Here is a 15,440-nt window from a genome sequence, read left to right on the forward strand (position 1 = left end):
GATTCGTTTACGTTTTCGGCCTAGGCTTTGCTTGGGTTGTGAGCGGAGCGAAGATGTCCACCTGTCGGGAATGCGGGAAAGTCCTGAGCGTGTTCGGTTCGGATGGCGACGCGCTTTGCGAGCTTTGCGCCATGGTCCAGGATGCCGAGGTTCTGTTCCGCCAGATCCGGTCGCTGGAGGATGACGGCAAGACCCGCGCCGAAATCACCGAGGCTGTCTGGGACCGCTGGACCGCCGAAGAGCGCGCCGCCGGGTCCGACGACCGCGCCCGGAAGGCACTGACCGATACCGACCCGCCCGATGCCCGCCCGCGCCGTTGGCCGCGCCTGTCGCTGCGCTAGGGCCCGCCCGACCTTCCGGGGCTCCGGTCTGGCAAGACACCGGACCGGGCCGGTCCCGCGGCTCTCGTCCGTCTCGCGCGCGCCATCCTTCGCGACCGTCCCGGGGGCTTCGGGGGGAAGCGTCCCCGGATCGTCTTTCGACCCTTGTTGCTCTCAGGCGCCCGGATCGGCGCTTCCGTCGCCCCTTGCGGTCGCCGCATACAGGCCTTGATGGCGGACGGGGCCGTGTCCGATGTCTTCCCGGGGCGTCCTTCCCGGCCAGCGGGAGGATAGAACCATCGACCCCGAGGGACGGTCCTGAGGCGCGGGTTTCAGGCCGGGCTGCGACGGTGGATCGGGTCGGCCAGCAGGCGCAGCCCGTTCAGCACCACCAGCACGGTGCCTCCCTCATGGCCCACCACCGCCACCGGCAGCGGCAGATCGAACATCAGCCCCGAGGCGACCAGCGCCGCCATCGCCCCCATGGCGAAGATCAGGTTCTGGCGAATGATCCGCGCCGTGCGCCGTGCCAGCGCATGGGCGGCGGCAAGCTGGCCCAGATCCTCGGACAGCAGCGCGACATCGGCGGCCTGCAGGGCCACCTCTGACCCGGCGGCGCCCATCGCGATCCCGACATCGGCCCGCGCAAGGGCGGCCGCATCATTGACCCCGTCGCCGACGAAGGCGACCCGGCCCGCCCCGGTCAGGTCGGCCACGATCCGCACCTTGTCCTCGGGGCGCAGGTCGGCATGGATCTCGGCGGGCGCAATGCCCAGATCGCCGCCGATCCGCTCGGCCACCGCGCGCCGGTCGCCGGTCAGCATCGCGACCCGCCCGACGCCCCGCGCGCGCAGCGCCGCCAGTCCGGGTCGGGCGGTCGGACGCGGCTGATCCTCGACCGTCACGGCCCCCAGAAGCCGCGCGCCGCGCCCCAGCAGCACCAGCGTCTGGGTTCCGCGATCGAGATCGCCGACCGGGGCGGGACGGTCGTGGGCGGCGCCCTTGGCCCCCATCCGCGCCGCGAGCCGGGCATTGCCCGCCCAAAGCACGCCCTCGTCATCGACGCCCACCATGCCCTCGCCGGGCACCGCACGGGCCTCGCGCACCGCGACCGGCCCGAGCGCCCGCGCGGCGGCGGCGCGGCGGATCGCATCGGCGATGGGGTGCTCGGAATGCGCCTCGAGTGCTGCAAGGCGCGCGAGGAAGGCATCGGGATCGCCGTCGCAAGCCAGCTCGACCACTTCCTGGCGGCCGGTGGTCAGCGTGCCGGTCTTGTCGAAGGCGAAGGTATCGACCCGGGCCAGCGTCTCGAGCGCGGCGCCGCCCTTGAACAGCACGCCCCCGCGCGCCGAGGCCGACAGCGCCGACAGGATCGCGGCCGGGACCGAGATCACGATGGCGCAGGGGCTGGCCGCGACCAGCAGCGTCGCCGCCTTGTAAAGCGCCGCGTGCCAGCCGAGACCCAGCCAGACAAAGATCGCGAAGGCCAGCACCGCGCCCGCGAGCACGGCCACCGTATAGCGCTGGCCGAACCAGTCCGAAAAGCGTTCGGACGGCGCGCGGGCGGCCTGCGCCTCTGTGACCAGCGCGATCATCCGCGCCACGGTGCTTTCGGCCAGCGGCCGCGTGACCTCGATGGCCAGCACGCCATGCAGGTTCACCGTCGCCTCGAAGACCTGCGCGCCGGGCTGCTTGTGGACGGGGACGGATTCGCCGGTGATGGTGGATTCGTCGATCGACCCCTCGCCCTCGCGGATCGTGCCATCGACCGGCACCCGCGCGCCGGGGCGCAGGATCACGATGTCGCCCGGCGCCAGATCGGCCACCGCGACCTCTTGGGTTTCGCCCGAGGCGGTGCGGCGCAAGGTGCGGTCGGGGCGCAGCTCCATCAATGCCTCGATGGCGCGGCGGGCGCGGCCCATGGCGCGGTGTTCCAGCGTGGTCGACAGGCTGAAAAGCGTCAGCAGCACCGCGCCCTCGGCGGTCGCGCCGACCGCGGCAGCCGCCAGCGCCGCGATCACCATCAGGAGGTCGATATCGAGTTCCCGCTCGGACCAGAGCGCGCGCAGCGCCCGGAGCGCCGCGGGAATGCCTCCCGCAGCATAGACGAGCGCCAGCGCCGCGGTCCCCGCGACCGCAGGCCAGCCGGTGTCGGGAAAGGGCCCCCATCTGAACGCGGCGGCCGTCAGCATCCCGGCCAGGGTCAGCCCGGTCAGGGCCAGGCGACGAAGGTCTTCGGTCGGCATCGTCATGATCGGGTCTTCCGGTCTGGCAGGCGCCCGGCCGCAGGTCGTGTCCCTGTGGTCCGGGCGGCCCATGGCTGGTCCGCGCCCGGGATATATCCTGTCGCGCGGCCTGCGTCAGCGGCCTTGAACGCGACGCGACCATGCGCCTCTTCGGGGCTGCGGGCGTCGGAGGCGGGGCGCAAAAGACATGCGGCCGGTCCTTTCGGACCGACCGCATGCCGGGGGAGACGCCCTTGGGAAGCTGCGGTTCCGGCGAGGGACTTGGGTTGGGACAGGACCGCCGGAACCGTCGAGGAGCGTCAGCGGGTGAGATCGAAGGAAATGTCGGTCTCGCCCAGGGTCCCCGTCTCGGTGTCGAGCTTGTCGAAGATCGTGTCGAGGATCTTGACCAGCACGGTCAGGCCGCCCTGATAGCCGAAGGTCGGGAAGCGGTGATGGTGATGCCGGTCAAAGATCGGGAAGGTCAGCCGGATCAGCGGGATGTTCAGGTCACGCTCGATATACTTGCCGTAGCTGTTGCCGATCAGCAGATCGGTCGGCTCGGTCGCGAGGATCGAGCGCAGGTGCCACAGATCCTTGCCGGCCCAGACCTGGCAGCCCTGCCCGTAGGGCGAGGAGGCCAGCAGCTCTTCCATCTTCTTGGCCCAGTCCTTCGAGCCGTTGGTCGCCAGGCAGTGGGTCGGCTCGCCGCCGGTTTCCATGACGAACTTGGCCATCGCGTAAACGAAGTCCGGATCGCCGTAGATCGCGTAGGTCTTGCCGTGCAGATATGCCTGGCTGTCGGCCATCGCGTCGACCAGGCGGCCGCGCTCCAGCGTCAGGCAGTCGGGAACCGCCTTGCCGGTCAGTTCGCTGACGGTCATCAGGAACTCGTCGGTGCCGGAAACGCCCATCGGATAGTGCAGGGCGGCGGTTTTCTGGCCCTTCTCTTCACAGAATTCCAGCGTCCGGCGGGTGCAGTATTCCTGCAGCGACAGGGTCGCCTTGGCGTTGACCGCGGCCTTGACGTCATCCAGCTTGGTGCCGCCGGCATACATCTGGTAGTCGCCGTCCGAGGGGGTGTCGTAGACATCCGACACGTCCGACAGGATGGTGTACTCGACGCCCATGGCGGCCAGCATCCGGTTCATCTCGCGGATGTTGGCGACCGCGAAGCCGTCGAAGCCGGGGATGATGTTGATGCTGTCGGTCTCGGCCCGCTCGGCATCCTTCCAGAAGTGGGTCAGGATCCCCTTCTGCATATTGTCGTAACCGTCCACATGGCTGCCGACGAAGGCAGGCGTGTGGGCGAAGGGCACGTCGAAGTCCTCGGGCACCGAGCCCTTTTCCTTCGACTGGATGATGAACGAGTTGAGGTCGTCCCCGATCACCTCGGCCATGCAGGTGGTCGAGACGGCGATCATCTTCGGCTGGTAGAGCGCGTAGGTGTTGGCCAGGCCGTCGACCATGTTGGTCAGCCCGCCGAACACGGCCGCGTCTTCGGTCATCGACGAGGACACCGCCGAGGCCGGTTCCTTGAAGTGACGCGACAGGTGCGAGCGGTAATAGGCGACGCAGCCTTGCGAGCCGTGCACGAAGCTCATCGTGCCTTCATAGCCCGCGGCGGCGAAGACGGCGCCCAGCGGCTGGCAGGCCTTGGCGGGGTTGATGACCAGCGCCTCGCGGGCGAGGTTCTTCTCGCGGTAGTCCCAGGACTTGGTCCAGTCGAGGATCTCGGTCACCTGGGGCGCGGTCGGCGCATTCTCGAACGTCGCCCGCTTGTTCTTGAACATTTCCTTGTATTCGGGCTCGTGGAACAGCTTGTTGTGGTCGAGCACCTTGTCTGCCGATTGGGGCATGGCTTGGGATCCTTCTTCGGGCCGTCCGCATTCCGAGACGCGGCCGAAAGGGTTGAGGGAGCTGGCGGGAGGTCTCGGCCCCCCGCCGAAGGCATCAGGCCGATTTCTTCCAGGGCGCGTCGAACAGGCCCCAGACCGGGTTGTTGATCGCCAGATCCATGTCGCGGGCGAAGATCGCGAAGCCGTCATAGCCGTGATAGGGGCCGGAATAGTCCCAGCTGTGCATCTGACGGAACGGGATACCCATCTTCTGGACCGGGTATTTCTCCTTGATGCCCGAGCCCACGAGGTCGGGGCGCATGCCTTCGATGAACTTCTCGAGCTCGTAGCCGGTCACGTCATCGTAGATCAGCGTGCCTTCCTTGATGTACTCGCCGGTCCGCTTGTAGTCGTCGCCATGGGCGAATTCGTAGCCGGTGCCGACGATCTCCATGCCGAGGTCGTGATAGGCATCGACCACGTGGCGCGGACGCAGCCCGCCGACATAAAGCATGACCTTCTTGCCTTCGAGGCGGGGCTTGTATTTCGCCAGCACCGCGTCAACCAGCGGCTGGTACTTGGCGATGACTTCCTCGGCCTTGTCCTGGATGGTCTTGTCGAACTTGGCGGCGATGGCGCGCAGCGAGGCGGCGATCTGGCTCGGTCCGAAGAAGTTGTATTCCATCCAGCCGACGCCGTAATTCTCTTCCATGTAGCGGCAGATGTAGTTCATCGACCGGTAGCAGTGGATGAGGTTCAGCTTGGCTTTCGGCGCGTTCTCGATCTCGGTCAGCGTCGCGTCGCCCGACCAGGACCCGACCACGTTCAGGCCGATTTCCTCCAGCAGCATCCGCGAGGCCCAGGCGTCGCCGCCGATGTTGTAGTCGCCGATGATGTTGACGTCATAGGGGCCGGGCTGGTAGCTCGATTCCTCGCCGCCGTTGAACACCCAGTCGCGGATCGCGTCATTGGCGATGTGGTGACCCAGCGACTGCGACACGCCGCGGAAGCCTTCGCAGCGGACCGGCACGATGGTCTTGCCGATGTCTTTCTTCTTCTTCTTCGAGACGGCCTCGATGTCGTCGCCGATCAGGCCGATCGGGCATTCCGACTGGACCGAGATGCCCTTGGCCAGCGGGAACAGCTCGTTGATCTCGTCGATCGTCTTTTCAAGCTTCTTGTCGCCGCCGAAGACGATGTCCTTTTCCTGGAAGTCGGTCGTGAACTGGAAGGTCACGAAGCTGTCGACGCCCGTGGTGCCGGTATAGTAGTTGCGGCGCTGGGACCAGGAATAGTGACCGCAGCCCACCGGGCCGTGGCTGATATGGACCATGTCTTTGACCGGACCCCAGACCACACCCTTCGAGCCGGCATAGGCACAGCCGCGGATGGTCATCACGCCGGGGACCGACTTGATGTTCGATTTGACCGTGTCGCATTTCGACACGATCTCGGTTTCTCCTTCGGCCACGGGGGCCGCCACGCCCAGGTGCTTGGCGCGTTTCTTGGCCGACTTGGCGGGATAGGCGGAGAGGACCTCTTCGATCAGCTTTTCGGGCGCGATCGGATCGGGAATGTCTTTAGCCATCTGGCAGGCTCCTTGGGGCGGGGTGGGGGGGCCGGCTGGCGCGCCGGCCCCGCGATACTCAGGCCTCGGACGCGGCGATCGCGGCGAGCCGGTCTTCCTCGGACTGCATGATGCCGAAGTCCATCAGCATCTCTTCCAGTTCTTCCATGGTGATCGGGGTGGGGACGACGCCCTGGCCCGAGTTGTTATGGATCTTCTGGGCCAGCTGGCGGTACTCGTCCGCCTGGCTGCTGTCGGGGGCGTACTGGATCACGGTCTCGCGGCGCAGCTCGGCGTGCTGCACGATGTTGTTGCGCGGCACGAAGTGGATCATCTTGCAGCCGAGCTTCGAGGCCAGCGCCTCGGCCAGTTCCAGCTCGCGGTCGGTCTGGCGTTCGTTGCAGATCAGCCCGCCCAGACGCACGCCGCCGGAGTTGGCGTATTTCAGGATGCCTTTCGAGATGTTGTTGGCGGCATAAAGCGCCATCATCTCGCCCGACATGACGATGTAGATTTCCTGGGCTTTGTTCTCGCGGATCGGCATGGCGAAGCCGCCGCAGACCACGTCGCCGAGCACGTCGTAGGACACGTAGTCCACGTCATCGTAGGCGCCGTTTTCTTCCAGGAAGTTGATGGCGGTGATCACGCCACGGCCGGCACAGCCGACGCCCGGCTCGGGGCCACCGGCTTCGGTGCATTTGATGCCCTTGTAGCCGATTTTCATCACGTCTTCGAGTTCGAGATCCTCGACCGAGCCCGCTTCGGCGGCGAGGTGCAGCACGGTGTCCTGCAGCTTGGTGTTGAGGATCAGACGGGTCGAGTCCGCCTTGGGGTCGCAGCCGACGATCAGGATCTTCTGACCCATCTCGACCAGGGCGGCCAGCGTGTTTTGCGAGGTGGTCGACTTGCCGATCCCACCTTTACCGTAGAAGGCGATCTGTCTCAGAGAGCCCATGGGGATATCCTTTGCAGCTAGGTTCGTTTCCGTGTCGTGTCGCGAGAAGGCATCGCGGCCGCTCTCGATTGGAAATAAGCAGGAAGCGTGCCAAGCTGGTGTGGAATTTAAAATCACGTAAATACAAAGGCCTGAGGGGATTTTGTCGGCGCTGCGCAGATGTGTCGAACGCGACAAAGACCCGACAATTCCGCCCTGCTTCCGGCGTCTCGCCTGCGACGGGCGGTTCGTCATGGGTATTTGAGCCAAGAAGAAGCGGCAAAGAGCGCGATCGTCTTTCTTCTTGGCCGAAATACCCAAATGCAGACGGCCCCCGAAGGGGCCGTCAGGTAAAACGTGCGCGCGACACGCGCGCGCCGCTGGATCTGTCGTCAGGCGGGGGCGCCCAGCGCTTCGGCCACCGCATCGAGCGGCAGGTCGAGCCGTTCGATCCCGAGCTCCTCGAGAAAGCGCGCCTCCATCCGGGTCAGATCGCCTTCGATCACCGCGGCATGGCCTTTGGCAGAGCGTTTGGCGATCTGGCGGGCGAAGGTTCTCAGCATCTGGTCGTCAAACCGGCAGCCGAGGAACATGAAGGGGCGGCCGGTGCGGCGGTTCTGCACTTCCTCGGGGATCGGCGACTGAATGTCGATCTCTGTCAGAACCTCGACATAGTCGTTGTCGGACATCAGGAAGGCATGGCCTTCGCGGATCAGCCCGTGGGGCTTGTAGATCAGCATCTGCCAGGCGGGATCGGGCTCTTCGCCGACAAGGCTGCCCGACGCATCATAGGCGCGGGTCCAGATCTCGCTCCATTCGCCATGGCGGCTGACGCCCTGGACGAAGCCCCAGCCGCCGGTGCCCTCCGCGGCCGCGATCAGCGCGCCGTCATACCAGGCATCGACCACCAGCGGCGGGCGGACCTGGGCGATCCAGCGATGCAGCGGCCCGGGCTCGGGCCGCGCGGCGAAGGCCTCCTGCACAATGGCATCGAGGGTGCGGCGGAAGCGCCGGCCCTCGACAAATTGCGCGACCGACCAGAGGTTTCCCGAGGCGCGTTTCGGCGCACGCACCCTGGCCTCGATCGCGGCGCAAAGCGCCTCGGGCGAGGCGGGCTGGCCGCCGCCCGCGGTGGCGGCGACGCCCGCGCCCAGATAGGGCACGCGGCGCCCGGCCGCGACCTCGTCGAGCAGCGCGGACAGCCGGTCCGGGGCCGCCATCCCGCTCACTCCGTCGAGAGGCGGCGCGCCTCGATCGTGATCGGCAGCGCGGGCGGCGTGTCATAGGCGGGCATGTCGAACACCCAGCCATTGGTCAGCTTCGCCCAGCCGCCCCAGATCCCGGGATGCTCGGAATCGACGATCAACTCTTCGAGGTCCTTCTTGGCCACGTAGACTTCCATGCCCTTGGGCGTGTCGCGAACGGTGATCTTCATGCGGTCTTCTCCTTGGCGGGGGTGTCGAGGCTGTCGAGTTCGTCGCGGCGCATGCCGACGATCGAGCGGCTGTCGATGAATTCGACCGCGTAGACGTAGAACTGCTGCAGGAAGGTGCCGATGTCGCGGACATAGCCGACCTCGCCCTTCCTGACCACGAATTCGCCGATCTCGCGGCCGGGCACGGTGCCGTCATTGCGGATATGCTTGCGCGCGCGGACCTTCTCGCCGGGCTGGAAGGCGGGCGGGCCGTAAATCTCGATTTCCTTGTCATCCGTCGACATCGCTGTTCCTTTCGGCGGGAGGGGTGGCCGCCCCGATCTCGGCCAGCCGGTCGGCCGCGGCCTGACGGACCGGCGCTTCGGGGTCGTCCAGAAGCCTGCGGGCAAGCGCGGCCCCGGCGCGTTCGGCCACCGCGTGGCGGACCCGGAGGTCGCTGTCCTCGGCGAGCGGCCCGAGCCGGGCGGGGTCGATCCGATGGGCTACGGCGCGGCGCACTGCGGGGTCGGGATCGACGATCAGCGGGTCGAGCCAGCGCGGCGCCACCCGCTCGGCGACCAGCTTGCGGATTTCGGGGGCGGGGTCATGGGTCAGGATCGGCAGCACACCGGGATCGGCGCGCCGGGCCGCGACCTGCCGCACGAAGGGATCGGGGTCGCGCAGAAGCGGCACCAGATCGGCAAAGGGCATCCGCCAGGCCAGCGCGATCCGCACCTCGCGGTCGGGATCGTCCAGCGCGGCCTTCGACTGCGCGGCGGGCAGGCGGACCGCCGCGACCGCGCGCACCCCCGGATCGGGGTCGTTCAACAGCGGGCGCAGGCGGAAGATGTTGGCGAGCCGCGCGGCATTGGCGCGGGTCTCCGAATAGGGATCGTCCAGACAGCTGTCGGCCGCGTCGGGGTTCATCATGAAGAACCGCGCGATCCTCGGCGCATAGCGATCGAAGGCGCAGGACCAGCCCGGGCCGCATTGCTGGCGGGCCAGAAGCCCGGAAAACCGGCAGGCGGCGCAGTCAAGCGCCGTTCCCTGCCAGTCGACCGGGTCTGGACCGCCGGTCATGCAGGATCAGGCCGGAACGCAGGTGTTCGGCACCGGGCAGACGGCCGCGCATTGCGGGGCGTCGAACTGGCCTTCGCATTCGGTGCATTTCTCGGCATCGATGATGTAGGCGTCGCCCTTGAACTTGATGGCGGCGTTCGGGCATTCGAATTCGCAGGCGCCGCAGACGGTGCATTGCGATTTGACGATTTTCAGGGCCATGGGAGTCTCCTTCGGGTTTGGTCTTGGCCGGGTCACGCGCTCTCGGCAGTCCGTCCGGGGCGCGCGGTTTTCGAGTGCAGGACGGCGGCGATGGCCGTCTCGATGTAATCCTGGGCGAGGCCGTCGATCGCCTCGATACCGGCCTCGGCCAGGCGTTTCTTCGGGCCGGCTCCGATCTTGGAACAGAGCACGTAGGGCACATCCTCAAGCACCCGCAGGATCTCGTCCATGCGCGCTTTGTCGCCATGCCCGCCCAGGCAGTAATTGTCGGCGCGGCGGTGGCCGACGAAGCGGATGCCCTCGGCATCGGCCTCGTAGATCTGGAACTCGGTCACCTTGCCGAAATGCATGTTGATGCGGCCCGAGCCACGGGTGCAGACCGCAAAAAGCGTCGATTTCCCGGTCTCGGCCACGGTCGCCTCGGCCTGCGCGGCGGCGGCGGCGCGGTCGCGGCGTTCCTCGGCCACCCAGTCGCGATAGGCGGTGCGGGCTTCGGACGCGTCCGCGATCACCTCGGGCAGCTTGTCCAGCGTGAAGTCCTGGCCCCGGTCCTCGCCCAGAAGTCCGACCGCATCGGCACGGCACTGGCGGCAATGGCGCATCAGGTTGGCGCCGCCCGCGCAGGCATCCTGCACCTTCTTCAGCTCGGCGCCGGTCGGGCCGCGCTGGCCGGTCAGGCCGAAATGGGTGCCATGCGCCGGGTCGGAAATCAGCGGCATGATGTTGTGCAGGAAGGCGCCGCGCGCCTTGACGGCCTTGTTCACCTCGATCAGGTGGTCGTCGTTGATGCCGGGGATCAGCACCGAGTTGACCTTCACCAGAACCCCGCGCGCCTTCAGCATCTCGAGGCTCAGCATCTGGCGGTCGCGCAGGATGGTGGCGGCCTCGATCCCGGTGCGGCGTTTGCCGTCGTAGAAGATCCAGGGATAGATGTGCTGCCCGATCTCGGGGTCGATGGCGTTGATGGTGATGGTGACGTGGTCGATGTTCATCGCCACGATCTCGTCGATATGATCGGGCAGGGCGAGCCCGTTCGACGAAAGGCACAGCTTGATGTCGGGCAGGTCCTTCGAGACCAGATCGAAGGTGGCCTTGGTGCGGCGCCAGTCATAGGCGGCATCGCCCGGGCCCGCGATCCCCAGCACCGACAGCTGCGGCACCGAGGCCGCGACCGCCAGCACCTTGCGCGCCGCCTGCTCGGGCGTCAGCCGTTCCGACACCACGCCGGGGCGGCTTTCATTGGCGCAGTCGTATTTGCGGTTGCAGTAGTTGCACTGGATGTTGCAGGCGGGCGCGACGGCCACATGCATCCGCGCGAAGTAGTGATGCGCCTCTTCCGAATAGCAGGGGTGATCCTTGACCTTGGCCCAGGTCTCCGGGTCCATGTCGGCCGGGCCTTGCGACGATCCACAGGACCCCGACGAACAGCCGCCGCCCTGGGCCATCGCCTCGCCCATGTCCTTGCGGGACGCGACCTGAAGGCCGGAAATCGGGATCAGAGTGGCGGACATCGGCACGTCTCCTCGCAGAAATCGGGTTCCGGGTAGATAGAAGCATTCAGCGTGCCAAGTCCTGCGGGCGGGCCGGACCCCTTGTTTGCATTGGGTTCGGGCGCTGCGGCGCGGGCGGCGACGGAACAACGATCCGACAGAACGTCCGAAACCCGACAAAGGGGTGTGGGCTGTGCGGGGGCGCAGACGAAAGGGGCGGCCCCGTCCGGGACCGCCCCTCGTTTGGTCTGCGCCGGGGGCGAAGCCCGCCTAGAACCGGCGCAACGGGATGTTGTGCTTTTTCAGCGCATAGCCGATCTGGCGCGGGGTCAGTCCCAGAAGCCGCGCGGCCTTGGCCTGCACCCAGCCCGCCCGTTCCATCGCATCGACCAGCCGGGCGCGTTCGTCCTGGGGCTCGGGCTCGACCGGCGGCGGTGCGGCAGGTGCCTGGCAGGCGGGAGCCGTTGCCGGGCCTTCGCCGAAGCCGATCGGACAGGCGGTCGCCGGCGGGCGCTGGCCCACGCCGCTGTCGATCACCGGCAGGGGTGTGCGCACCGCGGCGAGCCCGCCGATCGGAGACTGCTCGCCGGTCTGCATCCGCCACAACTCGGCCGAGAGGCAGGTGCCCTGATGGCAGGCCAGTTCCTGCGCGCCGATCTCGGTGCCCGAGGACAGCGCCGCGACCCGGCTGATGCAGTTTTCCAGTTCGCGCACATTGCCCGGGAACTGACAGCGCGCCAGCGCCGAGACGGCCTGCGGCGTCATCCGCTTGTTCATGCCGTTCTGTTCGTTGAACCGGTCGAGGAAGGCCTGCGCCAGTTTGGGCACATCCTCCAGCCGGTCGCGCAGCGGCGGCAGCAGGATCGGCACCACGCAGATCCGGAAATACAGATCGGCCCGGAACGCGCCGCGCGCCACCGCCGCCTCGAGGTCGCGGTTGGTGGCCGTCACCAGCCGCACATCGACACGCAGGGTCTTGGCGCCGCCTACGCGTTCGAATTCGCCCTCCTGCAGGATCCGCAGCAGCTTGACCTGGAATTCGGGACCGATCTCGCCGATCTCGTCAAGGAACAGCGTGCCCTTGTCGGCCAGTTCGAACCGCCCCTTCTTCTGCGCCACGGCACCGGTGAAGGACCCTTTCTCATGGCCGAACAGCTCGGATTCCAGCAGCGACTGGCTCAGGGCCGCGCAGTTGACCTTGACGAAGGGCTTGTCCTTGCGGTCCGACAGCGCATGCACCGCGCGGGCGAACAGCTCCTTGCCGGTGCCGCTTTCGCCGCGCAGAAGCACCGGCGTCCGGGTCGTCGCCACCTTGCGGATCTGCGCGATCACCGACTTGATCGCCGGGCTGTCGCCGATGATGCCCCGGATCGGTTCCGCCGGAACCCGCGCCTCGGCCACCGACTTCTCGTTGGCATGGCGCAGCGCCAGCCGCGCCTCTTCCATCAGCCGCTCGCGGTCGCGCGCGACCAGACGGCGGAACTTGACCGACTGTTCGAGGATCGAGGCGACCATGGTCATCACCCGCTGGTCCTCGTCGATATTGGGATAAACCTCTTCGGTCAGGTCGCGCCAGGCGCCGAGCACGCCGATCACATAGGGCGAATGCACCTGTTCGCGGATCGGCACGGCGATGAAGGCAAAGCGGTCATGCGGCGCCTGCGGCGGCAGCGCCTCGGGGCCAAGCTCGCCCGCCACGTCGCAGGAGACAAGCGCCACCCCGGTCCGGAACACCGCCCTGGTGGCGGCGACCGGCATCGCGCGGCTGGCCGCGGGCGCGCTGGCCGCCCCGCGTGAGGTGGCCGCGATCACGAAGGGGTTCACCTTGCCGGACGCGGTCTGGCCCGCGCCGCTGTCGTCGAGCAGCGCCAGAGCACCCATTTGAAGGCCCATGAACGAGGACAGGACGTTCAGGACGGACGGCATGGCCGCGACCGGGTCGCTTGCGCCGGTCAGGATCTTGGCGGCCTCGCAGACGGTGTCGAGCGGAAACCGCTCGCGAACGTCAAACTTGGGCAGCGCGGGACTGCCGCTCAGAGTCATACTGGTGGAGGACATCGCGCATCTCTATGCTTCTGATTGAATAATTCCAACGCTTTGCGCGCTTGTCCAATGGATTGTCGGAAACGGGACAAAATGACAGGTCACTTTCCGTTTTCTTTAATCGCCCTGCCTGAATGAAAGACAGTTGATGCCGCGCTGCCGCATATTTCGGCGGTCGTTTGAAATGAATCGGACATGATTTGTCATTGGCGGCGCAATCTTTTCGCCCCGCGCCCGCCGGGACGGGTCCCGGCCGAGTCGAAGCCGGGGCGGGGCCTGCAAAGGGAAGGGCCGGCGCGATGACCGGCCCTTCTGAGGTGCCCGGAGACAGACGGTCGGGCTAGCGTTGCATCACCTCGGCGCTCGGCCGCGGCGTGGCATCGGTTTCAGGCGGCAGGACCGGCGTGGTGATCGCGGGCATGGTGCCGGTCAGGCTGTCGAGGAAGGCCACGATCCGGGTCGCTTCCTCGTCCGAGACATCCTCGCCCAGCTGGGCCGCGCCCATCACCTGCACGGCGGTTTTCAGGTCCCAGACCTTGCCCGAATGGAAATAGGGCGCGGTCAGCGCGACGTTGCGCAGCGGGGCCGCGCGGAATACGTATTCGTCGCTGGCCGTGGCGGTCACCGAATAGCGGCCCTTGTCGCCCTCGGGCAGGATGTCGGCGCCGGGTTTCTCGACCAGACCGAAGGGGAAATAGCCGTTTCCGCCTAGGTTGACGCCGTTGTGGCAGGTCACGCAGCCCTTGTCGACAAAGAGCTGAAGCCCCTCTTTCTGGGTGTCATCCAGTGCCATCTCGTCGCCGTTCAGGAAGGCGTCGAAGGGGGCCGGGGTGATCAGCGTCGCCTCGAAGGCCTCGATGGCGCGGGCCATGTTGTCGAAGCTGACGGCATCGGCCTCGCCCGGGAAGGCGGCCTCGAACCAGTCGATATACTGGCCCATGGATTTCAGCGTCGCGACCACGTTGTCGGGGGTGTTGGCCATCTCGACCCCGGCCTGTACCGGCCCCTTGGCCTGGGCTTTCAGGTCTTCGGCGCGGCCGTCCCAGAACTGGGCGATGTTCAGCACCGCGTTCAGCACGGTGGGCGCGTTGCGCGGGCCTTTCTGCCAGCCATGCCCGATCGAGGTTTCCAGGTTGTCGTCGCCGCCGGTGGTCAGGTTGTGACAGGAATAGCAGGAAAAGACGCCCGAGGCCGACAGGCGCGGGTCGAAGAACAGGGCCTTGCCGAGGTCGATCTTTTCGGGCGTTGCGCGGTTGTCGGCCATTTGCGGTACGGTCGAGGGCAGGGGCTCGAAATAGTCGAGCGCCATGTCGCGCAATTCGGAGGCGGCGGCCGGCACGGCGAGCGCGGTGGACAGAAGGGCTGTTGCAAGGAGGCGTGTCATGGGATGAACCGTTTCTTTTGGATGGTTCGCGCGAAATTGAAATTAGAAGACGTCTAGATTGGCACTTTGACCTCGATCAAGTTTGCCCTTCTTTCGGGCATCTGCGGCCGCAGGTCGCAACCGGGCGCGGCGCGGGGTCTCGGTTGCGCGGTCGAGAGTCTTTGTAAAATTCAGCGAAATCAGTTTGCCCGACGAGTTTTCGCATGTCGCGCATCAAGCGGCGTCGGCACCGCGCCCCATGCCGGGGGCGATGTCGCAGCACGTGACTTGCTGCGGCGGGGCGTCGTGGGGGGCGATGCTTCGGGGGGCCTGCGGCTGTCCTTTGCAGGCCGCGGTGACCGGGACCTCGCATCTTTTGCGCGGTCGGCGGCAGAGCCGCGCTCAGACCGCGCCGATCGGACCCATCAGTTCGGCGAGGATCTGCTCGACCGGCAGGTTTTCCGCGACCGGCGGATCGGCAATCCAGAGCCCGGGTTCGGGGTCGATGCCGCGCGCAGGCGGCAGCGCGTCCAGCGCGGCGCCAAGGCTTGCCGGCGACAGCGCCCCCGCCACGGCCGCCCGCGCGGTGGGCAGCGCGGTGTCGCACCACTCCTCGGCCGCGTCCCAGTCGAGGCCCGGGATGCGGCAGCAGGCCAGCGGGAAGGCCCGCCCCGACCGGTCGCGGCTGGGCAGGATCAGCGCGGTCAGCGTGCCCTTGCCCAGCTCCAGCGTGGCCCTCAGGCCGGTGTCGGGCCAGGACCCGGGCCAGGCCGAGCGCGTTGCCAGATGCGCCTTCATCCAGCGGTCGAGCGCGATCCGCATCATCCCGGGCACGCCCTGGGTGACGAAATCGCCCGCCATGGGGATCTTTCCGAAGAATCCGGTGGCAGGAGTCACGGCGCCTCCGGGTCGGAAGCGGTCAGCGTCCCGCGGCATGCGACCGGACGGGTGTGCGACGGGCAGAC

14 protein-coding genes are annotated in these 15,440 nt (G+C 67.3%); 1 reads left to right on the plus strand and 13 read right to left on the minus strand.

What is annotated here, in order from left to right; all coding sequences use genetic code 11:
- Positions 1-53 precede the first annotated feature (53 nt).
- Complete coding sequence (locus C8N38_RS01290) at positions 54-341, plus strand: hypothetical protein (protein ID WP_108023138.1); 288 nt, start codon at positions 54-56, stop codon at positions 339-341.
- Between the two features lie 311 nt (positions 342-652).
- Here C8N38_RS01290 and C8N38_RS01295 read toward each other — a convergent pair whose 3' ends face one another.
- The 13 genes from C8N38_RS01295 to tagF form a co-directional block, all read right to left on the minus strand.
- Positions 653-2,572, minus strand: a complete 1,920-nt coding sequence (locus C8N38_RS01295; protein ID WP_108023140.1) for a heavy metal translocating P-type ATPase — start codon at positions 2,570-2,572, stop codon at positions 653-655.
- A gap of 293 nt (positions 2,573-2,865) precedes the next feature.
- A complete protein-coding gene (gene nifK / locus C8N38_RS01300) occupies positions 2,866-4,404 on the minus strand; it encodes a nitrogenase molybdenum-iron protein subunit beta (RefSeq protein WP_108023142.1) in 1,539 nt (512 codons plus the stop codon).
- 94 nt (positions 4,405-4,498) lie between these two features.
- Positions 4,499-5,971, minus strand: coding sequence for a nitrogenase molybdenum-iron protein alpha chain (nifD, locus tag C8N38_RS01305; RefSeq protein ID WP_108023144.1), 1,473 nt, complete (start codon positions 5,969-5,971; stop codon positions 4,499-4,501).
- A 58-nt stretch (positions 5,972-6,029) separates the two neighbouring features.
- Positions 6,030-6,905: a nitrogenase iron protein gene (gene nifH / locus C8N38_RS01310; RefSeq protein ID WP_075786406.1), complete on the minus strand. Its 876-nt coding sequence runs from the start codon at positions 6,903-6,905 to the stop codon at positions 6,030-6,032.
- A 371-nt stretch (positions 6,906-7,276) separates the two neighbouring features.
- A complete protein-coding gene (locus C8N38_RS01315) occupies positions 7,277-8,104 on the minus strand; it encodes an SIR2 family NAD-dependent protein deacylase (protein ID WP_108023145.1) in 828 nt (275 codons plus the stop codon).
- Between the two features lie 5 nt (positions 8,105-8,109).
- The gene (gene nifT / locus C8N38_RS01320) at positions 8,110-8,319 is read right to left on the minus strand and encodes a putative nitrogen fixation protein NifT (RefSeq protein WP_108023147.1); all 210 of its coding nucleotides are present in this window, start codon (positions 8,317-8,319) and stop codon (positions 8,110-8,112) included.
- Entirely contained in the window at positions 8,316-8,603 is a 288-nt protein-coding gene (locus C8N38_RS01325; RefSeq protein WP_075786403.1) for a nitrogen fixation protein NifZ, read from the minus strand. The genes nifT and C8N38_RS01325 overlap by 4 nt, the downstream gene beginning before the upstream one ends.
- On the minus strand, positions 8,590-9,378 hold the full coding sequence (locus C8N38_RS01330; RefSeq protein WP_108023149.1) for a 4Fe4S-binding leucine-rich repeat protein: 789 nt from the start codon (positions 9,376-9,378) through the stop codon (positions 8,590-8,592). The genes C8N38_RS01325 and C8N38_RS01330 overlap by 14 nt, the downstream gene beginning before the upstream one ends.
- Positions 9,379-9,384: 6 nt before the next feature.
- Positions 9,385-9,579 (minus strand): 4Fe-4S dicluster domain-containing protein, encoded by a 195-nt coding sequence (locus tag C8N38_RS01335; RefSeq protein WP_075786401.1) that lies wholly within the window; start codon positions 9,577-9,579, stop codon positions 9,385-9,387.
- 32 nt (positions 9,580-9,611) lie between these two features.
- Entirely contained in the window at positions 9,612-11,090 is a 1,479-nt protein-coding gene (gene nifB, locus C8N38_RS01340) for a nitrogenase cofactor biosynthesis protein NifB (RefSeq protein ID WP_108023151.1), read from the minus strand.
- Positions 11,091-11,339: 249 nt separating this feature from the next.
- A complete protein-coding gene (gene nifA / locus C8N38_RS01345; protein ID WP_425439998.1) occupies positions 11,340-13,127 on the minus strand; it encodes a nif-specific transcriptional activator NifA in 1,788 nt (595 codons plus the stop codon).
- Positions 13,128-13,452: 325 nt separating this feature from the next.
- Positions 13,453-14,496 (minus strand): cytochrome-c peroxidase, encoded by a 1,044-nt coding sequence (locus tag C8N38_RS01350; protein WP_108023154.1) that lies wholly within the window; start codon positions 14,494-14,496, stop codon positions 13,453-13,455.
- 381 nt (positions 14,497-14,877) lie between these two features.
- Positions 14,878-15,372: a type VI secretion system-associated protein TagF gene (tagF, locus tag C8N38_RS01355; protein ID WP_158272277.1), complete on the minus strand. Its 495-nt coding sequence runs from the start codon at positions 15,370-15,372 to the stop codon at positions 14,878-14,880.
- Positions 15,373-15,440 lie beyond the last annotated feature (68 nt).

The sequence above is a fragment of the Rhodovulum kholense genome (assembly GCF_003053725.1).
Lineage (GTDB): Bacteria > Pseudomonadota > Alphaproteobacteria > Rhodobacterales > Rhodobacteraceae > Rhodovulum > Rhodovulum kholense.

What these genes read in the sequence shown, in the direction of transcription:
- C8N38_RS01290 (WP_108023138.1), top strand. Translation starts at nt 54, where the DNA reads ATGTCCACCTGTCGGGAATGCGGGAAAGTCCTGAGCGTGTTCGGTTCG.
- C8N38_RS01325 (WP_075786403.1), bottom strand. Translation starts at nt 8,603, where the DNA reads ATGTCGACGGATGACAAGGAAATCGAGATTTACGGCCCGCCCGCCTTC.
- nifD (WP_108023144.1), bottom strand. Translation starts at nt 5,971, where the DNA reads ATGGCTAAAGACATTCCCGATCCGATCGCGCCCGAAAAGCTGATCGAA.
- nifB (WP_108023151.1), bottom strand. Translation starts at nt 11,090, where the DNA reads ATGTCCGCCACTCTGATCCCGATTTCCGGCCTTCAGGTCGCGTCCCGC.
- nifA (WP_425439998.1), bottom strand. Translation starts at nt 13,127, where the DNA reads ATGTCCTCCACCAGTATGACTCTGAGCGGCAGTCCCGCGCTGCCCAAG.
- C8N38_RS01335 (WP_075786401.1), bottom strand. Translation starts at nt 9,579, where the DNA reads ATGGCCCTGAAAATCGTCAAATCGCAATGCACCGTCTGCGGCGCCTGC.
- C8N38_RS01350 (WP_108023154.1), bottom strand. Translation starts at nt 14,496, where the DNA reads ATGACACGCCTCCTTGCAACAGCCCTTCTGTCCACCGCGCTCGCCGTG.
- C8N38_RS01330 (WP_108023149.1), bottom strand. Translation starts at nt 9,378, where the DNA reads ATGACCGGCGGTCCAGACCCGGTCGACTGGCAGGGAACGGCGCTTGAC.
- C8N38_RS01295 (WP_108023140.1), bottom strand. Translation starts at nt 2,572, where the DNA reads ATGACGATGCCGACCGAAGACCTTCGTCGCCTGGCCCTGACCGGGCTG.
- nifH (WP_075786406.1), bottom strand. Translation starts at nt 6,905, where the DNA reads ATGGGCTCTCTGAGACAGATCGCCTTCTACGGTAAAGGTGGGATCGGC.
- C8N38_RS01315 (WP_108023145.1), bottom strand. Translation starts at nt 8,104, where the DNA reads ATGGCGGCCCCGGACCGGCTGTCCGCGCTGCTCGACGAGGTCGCGGCC.
- nifK (WP_108023142.1), bottom strand. Translation starts at nt 4,404, where the DNA reads ATGCCCCAATCGGCAGACAAGGTGCTCGACCACAACAAGCTGTTCCAC.
- nifT (WP_108023147.1), bottom strand. Translation starts at nt 8,319, where the DNA reads ATGAAGATCACCGTTCGCGACACGCCCAAGGGCATGGAAGTCTACGTG.